We start from the raw sequence: 8,293 nt of genomic DNA on the forward strand, positions 1-8,293 counted from the left end.
CCGTGTTGCAATGCATCGGCAATTGATCAAACGTAAAATGACAACAAAAGACCAGAAACTGGTGTTTCTAGATCCTTCACAGGATTGAGTGGTTGGTCCGATCTGTTGGATAAAGCAATTCGACTCGGACTGGGCCGCCTTGTCCATTCGACGCGACGGCTTTGGTTAGCAATTGTTAGCAATTGCCTAAAAGCAACACCCATCCATCGAAGTAGCTTCCCCAACGTCCGGATTGCTTGCGTGCGTTAAAACATACGTGCACGCTAATGTTGGGCTGTTGGGCGGACTCGGAGACAATTCCGTGTACAGCAGCCATTTGCCCCAATCTTTTGATCGAGAAATGGTCTGGACGCCCAGCTTCAGGCGCACCCTGAGCTGGGCGTTTTGGGCGGTAAACGACGGAAATAGTCGTGCGCCTTGATCTTTTGCCCTATCGATCTGGCCGTCGAATAATTGTCGCAGACGGGCCTTTGGCCTCTACCGCCTTGGCCTTGTTGTGCATTACTGGCGTCTCGGCGCTGCTTGGCGGTGCATCTTCGGCATATTCCCAGGCGGTCTCGGCCACCAATGGCGCGCAGGTCGCCGTCCCAAGCGCCTCGTTTCCGGCCACGACCTACTCCAGCGGTGCCTTCGGCCAGTTCGGCTACATATTGTTTTCGACTGGGGTGAATGCCGGCACGCCAAGCCTGATCACCGGCAGTGGCCTGACCATGGCGACAGGTGGTGATCGCGCCTTTGTCGGCCGGGTCGAGGCGAACGGCCAGATCGTGCTCAGCAACAGTTCGCTGACCACCACCGGCAGCCTCGCGAACGCCTTATCGGCCGATGTCGGCACGATCACCGGCACCAACCTCGCCATCGTGACGCGGGGACCGACATCCAGCGGTGCCGTCGCCGCCAACGGCAGCACGATCACGCTGACAGGCGGCACGATAGACACGTCCAACGCCAACAGTATGGGGCTCAATTCCACCACCGGATCGACAGTCACGGCAAGCGACGTCGCGGTGACCGGCGTCGGTATTGGAATCAATGCCGAGACAGGTGCTCAACTGAATTTCACCGGCGGAAGCATTGCGACCAGTGGGACCGGAGCGCATGGCGCCGTGGCTACGACCGGCGGCACGATTATGATCTCCAGCGCGACCATCAACACGACGGGCCAGGACTCGACGGGCCTCGCGGCGTCGGGCCTCGGCTCAAGCATTCTAGCCTCAAGCATCGTCGTCAACGCGACCAATTTCGGCTCGTTCGGCGTGGGCGCAACAGATCAGGCCCAGATCACCATCAACGGCGGTACGATCACCAGCGTGAACAGCGCGCTTCGCGTCGCCAATGGCGGATCCATTGCTGCAAGCAACGTCCATCTCACCGCAACCGGCGGCAATGCCTTGGGGGTGTTCGCCGACAACGGCACTATCAATATGACAGGGGGATCGATCACGGCGCTTCAGGGAAGCTCCGACCATGCCTTCAACGCATCGAACTCGGCACTCCTACAGGCAGACGGTGTCATCGTGAACGCCAGCGGGAACGGGGTCAACCTCAGTTCCGGGGCGCAGGCAACGTTCAAGAACGGCACCATCGACAGCGTTGGCAGCGGCGTCAGTGTCAAGTTGGCTTCGAAAGCGGAAGTGTCGAATACCGAAATCACCACGACCGGAGACAACGGCTTCGGTCTCCATGCCAGCAACGCAGGGTCTTCGATCATAGCCACGGCTGTTCGTGTCACCACCAGCGGCGCCAACGCTCATGGCGCGGTCGTGGACGACAGCGCCATGCTCAGCCTCTCCAACAGCGAGTTGACAGCCAATGGCGACGGCGCAAGCGGCCTGTCCGTGACTGGCCCAGCGGCTAGCACGCAGACTGCAAGCTTGACCCAGGTGACGCTGGCCAGCCCCCACGGAGCCTCGATCTTAGCCACTGGCGGTACGGCGAATGTAGCTTTCAACAATTCGACAGCCGTCATCAACAACGGCCTTTGGCTGCATGTAACCTCGCCCGACGCGACCAACCCGACAGTTGCCAATATCACGATCGATCCGTCGACGATCAGCGGTGCAGCGATAACGGATGCATTGAGCACGTCGAATGTATCCCTCATCGCCGGCTCGGTGTGGACGATGACGGGCAATTCGAACGTCACTAACCTGACGAATGACGCGAGCCTCATCGGTTATACCCCACCTGTCGGCGATCCGGCGCTGCTATCGAGCTACAAGACGTTGACGACGCAGAACTATTTCGGCCAAGGCGGTACGCTTGCGTTCAACACCTTCCTTGGTGCTGACGGGTCACCGTCGGACATGCTCGTCATCGACGGCGGCACCGCAACGGGAAACACCACGCTTGCCGTCAGAAACGCCACCGGTCCGGGTGCCCTGACGCTTTCCGACGGCATCAAGGTGGTCGACGCCACCAATGGCGGAACGACGGCTGACGCTTCGTTTGTCCTACGCGGCAATTACGTCACCAAGGACGGCCAGCCGGCGGTGGTCGGCGGTGCTTATGCCTACACACTGTTCCACAACGGCGTCACCGATCCTGCCGACAGCGACTGGTACCTTCGTTCGCAGATTGTGCCGACGCCTCCCGGCCCGACCCCACCACCACCGCCGAAGCCGCGTTATCAACCGGGCGTTCCGCTCTACGAGGTCTATCCGCAGCATCTTCTGGCACTCAACACCGTACCGACGCTGCAGCAGCGTGTCGGCAACCGCTACTGGAACGAACCCGCACCCGAGACGGTGTTCTGCAAGGACGCCTCGAAAAACTTCCAATGCCCTGTTTCAAGCGAACAGGCGCAATATTACGCCGGATCCGACGGCAAAGGTGTGTTGATCGAGGACCAGCGGGCGATCTGGGGCCGCATCGAAGGCAGCCATATCAGTATCGAACCCGCTTCAACCACCTCAGGCACCGACTACGACACCAATGTATGGCGGCTGCAGGCTGGCCTCGACGGTCTGCTGCACGAAGCCGAGGACGGCTCGAAGCTGATCGGCGGCGTCACGGTGCATCTCGGCCAGGCCTCGAGCGACGTCACCTCGTTTTTTGGCGATGGCGACATCGACACCACAGGTGGTGGGTTCGGCGGCACGCTGACCTGGTATGACCAGAACGGCTTTTATGTCGACGGCCAGGCATCGCTGACTTGGTTCAATAGCGACCTGACCTCGAAGGCCCGAGGCCTGCTGACGCCAACCCTCATCGACGGCAATGGTGGCTTTGGTTATGCGCTGTCGATCGAAACAGGCAAGAAGATCGACCTCAACGACAGCTGGGCGATAACGCCGCAAGCCCAACTGATCTACGCCAATGTCGACTTCTCCAGTTTCACCGATGTGTTCGGTGCCAACATCTCGCTTGGAAGTGGTGACAGCCTGATCGGCAGGCTCGGCATCTCAGCCGACCGCGATCACAACTGGAAGGATGATGAAGGTAAAACGCGCCGCAGACATCTCTACGGCATCGCCAACATCTATTATCAAATGCTCGACGCCACCCAAGTTGACGTCTCGGGCACCAGCTTTGAGACCCGTCCCGACAGGTTGTGGGGTGGGCTCGGGCTCGGCGGCTCCTACAACTGGGACGACGACAAATATTCGCTCTATGGCGAGGTCTCGGTCAACAGCTCGCTCGAAAACTTCGGCGACAGCTATGCCCTTGCCGGCACCGCCGGCTTCAGGGTGAAGTGGTAGGGAGCAGGTTAGTTTGATGGCGTGACGTAGAGCGCCACGCCATCAAACGATGTCTTGGTGCCCTTAAGTCTCAACTGCGATGTCTGCCACTGCGCAGCCTCCGCGTGTCGTCACGGACACGCGGAGAGCTGATGGCCGGGTCACACCATTCCAAGAGCTGCCTTGTACAGGTCGAGGATCGCCTCGGCCTCGTCGCGCTCGGCCTGGTCCTGCTTGCGCAGGCGGATCAGCGTGCGGAGCGCCTTGGTGTCGAAGCCGGTGCCCTTGGCTTCGGCATAGACGTCCTTGATGTCGTCGGAGATGGTCTTCTTTTCTTCCTCAAGACGCTCGATGCGCTCGATGAAGGCGCGCAACTGGCCGGCGGCAACAGTCTGGCTGGTATCTGTAATTTCGTCGGCCATGGGGCACTCCGCAATCTGACTGGGGCAAAGGTGAATGGGAAAGCGCGACTCGGCGCGCCAAGGGCATTTCGGCCGGTTCGATGCCTCATGATGGCAAGAGGGTCAAGGGGACGTGGCGGCGCAGCTGACACGCCGCCACAGATTCTGCGTCAATGGTCCTTGGGCCGGCTGGCCTCGAAGGCTGCCTTCTGCGCGTCGGTCGCCTCCAGCTGGTGCTTGGCCTGCCACTCGGCATAAGGCATGCCGTAGACGATCTCGCGCGAGGCGTCCTTGGACAGCTCGACGCCGGCCTCGGAGGCCGCGTCACGGTACCAGTTGGAAAGGCAATTTCGGCAGAAACCGGTGAGGTTCATCATGTCGATGTTCTGCACGTCGCTGCGCTCGCGCAGATGCTCCCGCAAGCGGCGGAAGGCGGCGGCCTCGAAATCGCGCTGCTGGGTTTCGCTGAGTTGGGCCATCGTCGTCTCCATCACAACGGCCCGGTGCGCGAGCCGAATTGCTTGACCTCATGTATATCGGCACGGCGATTGATCGCGTCAACGATGGGGGCGAGGCGATTGGCCCAATCGGTGGTTCCCTTGTCGTCGCCGATCAGGTCCTGCCTGATTTCGATCAGCGCATGGGCAAAGCCGTTGACGATGGCGTGACGGAACATGGTGTCGCCGCGCAACGCGCCGTCATAAGGCTCGTTGTCGCCGACAACGATCCCCTTGTCTTCGGCCAGCATCTCGATCAGCGGCCAGGCGGCGCGGTGGTCCATGTCCCAGAGCACGCCCGCGTGCCAGGGGCGGGCGTGGCCCTGCATGACGGGCGTGAAGGAATGTACAGACAAGATGAAGGGTGCGGTGCCGGTCTGTTTGTGAACCGAAGAGACCATGGCGCCGACCGCGTCGTGATAGGGCCGGTAGAAATTGTCGAGGCGGCGCTCGCGCTCTTCTCCAGACATCGGATAATTGCCCGGAATGACCGAGCCGTCATAGAGCTGGCGGATCAGGGTCGGGTCATCCTCGCCGCGATTGGGGTCGATCAGCAGCCGCGAAAAATTGGCCAGAACCGCCGGCGCACCGGTGATCGCTGCGAGCTTGCGGGTGACCTGCTCGGCGCCGATGTCGTAGGCGATGTGGCGGTCGAACTCCTCGGGTGCGAGGCCGAGATCGCCATATTCCTCGGGCAGGTCGCGGCGGGCGTGGTCGCACAAAAGGACCAGGCCCCTGTTGCGGTTGCCTTCGATGATCTCGAAAGGGGCAAAGATTGCTGTTCGCGTCATCGGCGGCAATTTGTCCTTCGGCAGGGCTTCGGTGTAGTTTCGTGGCAGTCCCTGATGTGGGGATATGTGCTAACGCCGTTGTTTTGCCAACCTTTTTTCGAATATGCCAGATGAGGCAGCAAATCATGCCGGCCAAGCGCATCTAAATCGATTGGATAAGCGCGCAGCCATGCGTTGACATGCGCCTGATCATTGCCGAAAAGGGCACCAGAAAATGCAGAATTCGTCGAAGAGGGGCTTGGGGATGGAATTTGCCGGAAGGCCGCGCGCACGCTCAGCCTTCGCATTGCTCTTCCTTTGCTTGGCAATCCCGCTGTTTACGTCAGTCGCAGCAACCCCGGCACATGCCGATTTCAGGGTCTGCAATGCTACCCAGAGCCTTGTCGGCGTCGGCATCGGCTACCGTGCCAAGGCCGGCTGGATCACCGAAGGCTGGTGGCACATCGAAGGTTCCACCTGCAAGACGCTGATCGAAGGCCCGCTGTCATCGAGGTTTTATTATCTCTATGCAGAAGATGCCGAGCGCGGCGGACGCTGGGATGGCCCCATCAACATGTGCGTGGCTGAAAAAGAGTTCAAGGTCGCCGGCGTCACCGACTGCGTAGCGCGCGGTTTCCAGCGTGCCGGCTTCCAGGAATACGACACGGGCGAACAGGCGAACTGGATGGTCCAGCTCACCGACGAGCCCGCAACGGGCGCCAATGCGGCCGCCTCGGGAACGAACGCTCAATGAGACGTAGCCGCAAGGTCAAGATACTCGCAACTCTCGGTCCTGCCTCGTCCGACGAGGTCATGATCCGCAAGCTCTTCGATGCGGGCGCCGACGTCTTCCGCATCAATATGAGCCATACCGACCACGATTCGATGCGCACGCTTGTCGCCCGCATCCGCAAGGTCGAAGACGAGGCCGGCCGTCCGATCGGCATCCTCGCCGACCTGCAGGGACCCAAGCTGCGTGTCGGCAAGTTTGCCAATGGCAAGGAAGAGCTGACCGTCGGCCAGACCTTCACGCTCGACGACAATCCCGAGCTCGGCACAGCGGCCCGCGTCCACCTGCCGCATCCCGAGATCCTCAAGTCGGTGCAGGAAGGCCATCGCCTGCTGATCGACGACGGCAAGCTCGAATTGAGGGCGGTAAAGACCAACGGAAAGTCGATCGTCTGCACGGTCGTTGCCGGCAACAAGATTTCCGACAAGAAGGGCGTCAGCCTGCCCGACACCGACCTGCCGGTCGGCGCGCTGACCGAGAAGGACCGCAGGGACCTCGACGCGGTGCTTGAGACCGGCGTCGACTGGGTCGCGCTGTCGTTCATCCAGCGCCCCGAGGATCTCGCCGAAGCGCGCAAGATCGCTCAAGGGCGCGCGCTGCTGATGTCGAAGATCGAAAAGCCGCAGGCCGTTGCGCGTCTGGCCGAGATCATCGAGCTCTCCGATGCCTTGATGGTCGCCCGTGGCGACCTCGGCGTCGAAATGCCGATCGAATCGGTGCCCGGCATCCAAAAGCAGATCACACGTGCCGCCCGCCGCGCCGGCAAGCCGGTGGTGGTCGCCACCCAGATGCTCGAATCGATGATCACAGCACCTGTGCCGACCCGCGCCGAGGTCTCCGACGTGGCAACCGCCGTGTTCGAAGGTGCCGATGCGATCATGCTGTCGGCCGAGTCGGCTGCCGGCCAATATCCGGTCGAGTCGGTGGCGACGATGGACCGCATCGCCCAGCAGGTCGAAAAGGACCCGACCTATCCCGGCATCATCAATGCCCAGCGTTCCCAGCCGGAAGCAACCGGTGCTGATGCCATCTCGCTTGCAGCGCGCGAAATCGCCGAGACGCTGAAGCTTGCGGCGATCGTCACCTACACCGCTTCGGGCACCACCGGCCTGCGCGCCGCGCGCGAGCGGCCACGGGTGCCGATCATCGCGCTGTCGCCGATCCTCGACACGGCGCGGCGCCTGTCGCTGTTGTGGGGCACGCATTGCGTGGTTTCGCCTGATGCGGTCAATCTCGACGACATGGTCGAGCGCGCCTGCAACGTCGCCTTCAACTCGGGTTTCGCCGCCGCCGGCGACCGCGTCATCATCACTGCCGGCGTGCCGCTCAGGACGCCGGGCTCGACCAACATGCTGCGCATTGCCTATGTCGGGCCGGACGGCAAGGGAAGCAGGTAAGAGACGGGATTAGGGCAGTAGGGGAGTGAGGCAGTAGCCGCTCTTATTGCCCTACTGCCCTATTCCCCCAACTTTTTCATTCACACAAATATCCGTGCCAAAATCGTCGCCCGCAATCCGCGCCTCGACAGCCCGCGCAACCGCCTGCAGGTCGCGCGGCTGACCGGCGATTCTTTCCACCGCTGCCACGACAAGATCGGGCGCCACCCAGTCGGGCTTGTGGCCGAGGTTCTTCACCCAGACCAGCTCGGCATCAGGAATGTCGCGGGCAAGGCCGATCGAATGGATCTCTTCATAAACGACAGTGTCGTGATCACCTGAGATCACCACTGTCGGTGTCTTGATCGTGGGGTAGCGCGGCGCGGTTGCCAAAACGTGGCGGTACAGCCCCTCGACATCGATGGCGTTGGCGCGGAAAGCCTTTGGCCGCAGCACCAGCCTGATCGAGGCCTTGTCGACATAGCCATCTGGCACCTTGTTAGGCGAGAAAACGCAGATTGTCGCCGCATCGATTCGCATGAGTCCGGCCGGATTGGCGACCGTTTCGGCAAACAGACGCCCCACCACCTGCTTGGCGCTGACACTGTAGTACCAGGAGGTGCCGCCACCTGGCCAGGGATGCGTCGCCGCCGACAGGAACAAGAGCCCCCGCGTGCGCTCGGGGTGTTCGAGCGCAAAGGTCGCTGCCACCGCCCCGCCGAACGAATGGCCGATGATGATCGCATCGTTGATGCCGAGCCTGTCCATCAGCGCTGCGA

The 8,293-nt window shown here is 61.6% G+C and carries 7 protein-coding genes; 3 read left to right on the forward strand and 4 right to left on the reverse strand.

Going from position 1 to position 8,293, the window contains the following annotated elements; genetic code table 11:
• Nucleotides 1-470 precede the first annotated feature (470 nt).
• The gene (locus tag AC1DUU_RS15880) at nucleotides 471-3,701 is read left to right on the forward strand and encodes an autotransporter outer membrane beta-barrel domain-containing protein (RefSeq protein WP_476784371.1); all 3,231 of its coding nucleotides are present in this window, start codon (nucleotides 471-473) and stop codon (nucleotides 3,699-3,701) included.
• Nucleotides 3,702-3,841: 140 nt separating this feature from the next.
• On the opposite strand, the gene AC1DUU_RS15885 is transcribed toward AC1DUU_RS15880, so the two are convergent.
• From AC1DUU_RS15885 to AC1DUU_RS15895, 3 genes are all read right to left on the reverse strand, one after another.
• On the reverse strand, nucleotides 3,842-4,102 hold the full coding sequence (locus AC1DUU_RS15885) for a DUF2312 domain-containing protein (protein WP_476784372.1): 261 nt from the start codon (nucleotides 4,100-4,102) through the stop codon (nucleotides 3,842-3,844).
• Between the two features lie 149 nt (nucleotides 4,103-4,251).
• Nucleotides 4,252-4,560 (reverse strand): DUF1244 domain-containing protein, encoded by a 309-nt coding sequence (locus AC1DUU_RS15890; RefSeq protein WP_476784373.1) that lies wholly within the window; start codon nucleotides 4,558-4,560, stop codon nucleotides 4,252-4,254.
• An 11-nt stretch (nucleotides 4,561-4,571) separates the two neighbouring features.
• On the reverse strand, nucleotides 4,572-5,369 hold the full coding sequence (locus tag AC1DUU_RS15895; protein ID WP_476784374.1) for an N-formylglutamate amidohydrolase: 798 nt from the start codon (nucleotides 5,367-5,369) through the stop codon (nucleotides 4,572-4,574).
• Nucleotides 5,370-5,613: 244 nt separating this feature from the next.
• On the opposite strand from AC1DUU_RS15895, the gene AC1DUU_RS15900 reads away from it, so the two are divergent.
• Nucleotides 5,614-6,102, forward strand: coding sequence for a DUF1036 domain-containing protein (locus AC1DUU_RS15900; RefSeq protein ID WP_476784375.1), 489 nt, complete (start codon nucleotides 5,614-5,616; stop codon nucleotides 6,100-6,102).
• On the forward strand, nucleotides 6,099-7,535 hold the full coding sequence (gene pyk / locus AC1DUU_RS15905) for a pyruvate kinase (RefSeq protein WP_476784376.1): 1,437 nt from the start codon (nucleotides 6,099-6,101) through the stop codon (nucleotides 7,533-7,535). Before AC1DUU_RS15900 ends, pyk begins: the two co-directional genes overlap by 4 nt.
• 51 nt (nucleotides 7,536-7,586) lie before the next feature.
• On the opposite strand, the gene AC1DUU_RS15910 is transcribed toward pyk, so the two are convergent.
• The coding region (locus tag AC1DUU_RS15910; protein ID WP_476784377.1) for an alpha/beta fold hydrolase at nucleotides 7,587-8,293 on the reverse strand (707 nt) is incomplete at its 5' end.

Source organism: Aminobacter sp. P4_H6_2 (assembly GCF_056400805.1).

Excerpts from the sequence above, each read along its gene's own strand:
- AC1DUU_RS15895 (WP_476784374.1), bottom strand. The coding sequence starts at position 5,369 with ATGACGCGAACAGCAATCTTTGCCCCTTTCGAGATCATCGAAGGCAAC.
- AC1DUU_RS15885 (WP_476784372.1), bottom strand. The coding sequence starts at position 4,102 with ATGGCCGACGAAATTACAGATACCAGCCAGACTGTTGCCGCCGGCCAG.
- AC1DUU_RS15900 (WP_476784375.1), top strand. The coding sequence starts at position 5,614 with ATGGAATTTGCCGGAAGGCCGCGCGCACGCTCAGCCTTCGCATTGCTC.
- pyk (WP_476784376.1), top strand. The coding sequence starts at position 6,099 with ATGAGACGTAGCCGCAAGGTCAAGATACTCGCAACTCTCGGTCCTGCC.
- AC1DUU_RS15890 (WP_476784373.1), bottom strand. The coding sequence starts at position 4,560 with ATGGCCCAACTCAGCGAAACCCAGCAGCGCGATTTCGAGGCCGCCGCC.